The sequence below is a fragment of the Humibacter antri genome, assembly GCF_054777235.1.
Map to the genome: position 1 here is coordinate 1 of NZ_BAAHAW010000056.1, position 1,521 is coordinate 1,521.

A 1,521-nucleotide genomic window follows, 5' to 3' on the forward strand; every position below is an offset into this window, starting at 1 on the left:
CGGCTGAGCGTCGGGCCTGTCTGCCCGGGTGTTCCACTGGTGTCCTGGTTGCGCCTGCTTGGCTGGGTGGTCAGGGTGTCGCGACTGTTGGTGGTGACCCGCCGACGTGATCGAACAGCGCGGTCCATGCGAGTTCCCATGGCCACTGGTCGGGCAGGTGCAGTGTGATGCGTCGTGCGGAGGATGCGATCCGTGCGGGGATGTTGACGAGGGTCCGGCGGATCGTCGCGGTCGTTGCTTTTGCGAGTGTGGGGCCGGTGATGGTCGCGGCGGTGCGCGCGAGGTTGAACGCGATGACGGCCAGGACGAGCCAGGCGGCGTTCGCGGTGAAGATCCCTGAGGGCAGGTGCGCGAGGGCTGAGTTCTTCAGGTCTGCGTTGACTTGCTCGATGATCGCGTGACGACGGTGGACCTGGTCAGCGGTGACGGTGTCGAGTGTGCTGGTGGTGAAGAATGCGTGGAACCGGTGCGTGTCGAACAGGGTTGGTTGGGACAGCTTCTTCTTGTTCAGCTCCGGGATCCGCCTGACGACCAGGCGTCCCTCGATGCGGTCCTTCTTCGGTTTCGATGAGAATGCGGTGAAGGGGATCTCGGCGACTTCCGCGTTAGAGGTCCAGGTGCCGGTGTCTGGGTCGTAGATCGCGTCGGTGTACTGGATCTTCGTCCAGGCGGTCTCGGGGATGGTGTTGATCGCGCGTTTCACCGCGGGATCCTGCCGGGCGGTGATCGACACGTCCGCGCCGGCCTTGCGGGCCGCGGCCACCGTCGCGTGCCCGTAGTAGGCGGAATCCGCGCGCAGCAACACCGGTGCGGTGTCCATTCCCGGGAGTCGGGTGACGGTCTTCAACGCATCGGCGACGATCCGGGCTGCGCCGCGCGGGGATCCGGTCGCGCCTTTGCGGAGCCGCTGGCCGATGATCACCGGAGCGGTGTTCTCGGTGGATACCGTCGCGAGGAGCGCGTTGAGGCCGCGGACGCCGGAGTATCCGAATCCGGCGCCCTGCTTCTTCGGCCCGTGGACCTGAACGATCGTGTCATCGACATCAACGAACACCATCTGGCTGTCTGCGGGCGCGGGCACGATTGGGGCCTCACCGGCAAGGCTGATCAACAACCGAGACGCGACAGCGTCGAGTTGGCGGACGTGTCCGAAGGTGAACGAGCGCAGAAACGATCCCAACGTTGAGGGTGCGTAGACCGAGGTGAACAGGCGACGCATGCCACCGTGACGCAGCACCGCCATGTCATCGATCGAGTCCGCGCCCGCGACCATCCCCGCTACCAGCGAGGAGACTTTCAACCCGGCGTTCGCGCCCTTGTCCGTCGGGATACTCAACCACTGATCGGCGAGGCTGCGCAGGCCCGCCTTCTCGGCAAGGCGGACGATCGGGAGCACGCCCGCGGCCGACACGAGATTCGGGTCATCAAACAATGCGACAGCGGGCCGGGCGACGTGAGAAACTTGCATCCGCGAGATGCCTCTCTTATCAGGCGAAACGGAACCTTAGACAAGTCCTATTT

The 1,521-nt window shown here is 65.1% G+C and carries 1 protein-coding gene; it reads right to left on the reverse strand.

Features of this window, described 5'->3' with window-relative positions:
* Positions 1-70: 70 nt before the first annotated feature.
* Entirely contained in the window at positions 71-1,468 is a 1,398-nt protein-coding gene (locus ACYVDK_RS18245) for an IS1380 family transposase (RefSeq protein ID WP_460524429.1), read from the reverse strand.
* Positions 1,469-1,521 lie beyond the last annotated feature (53 nt).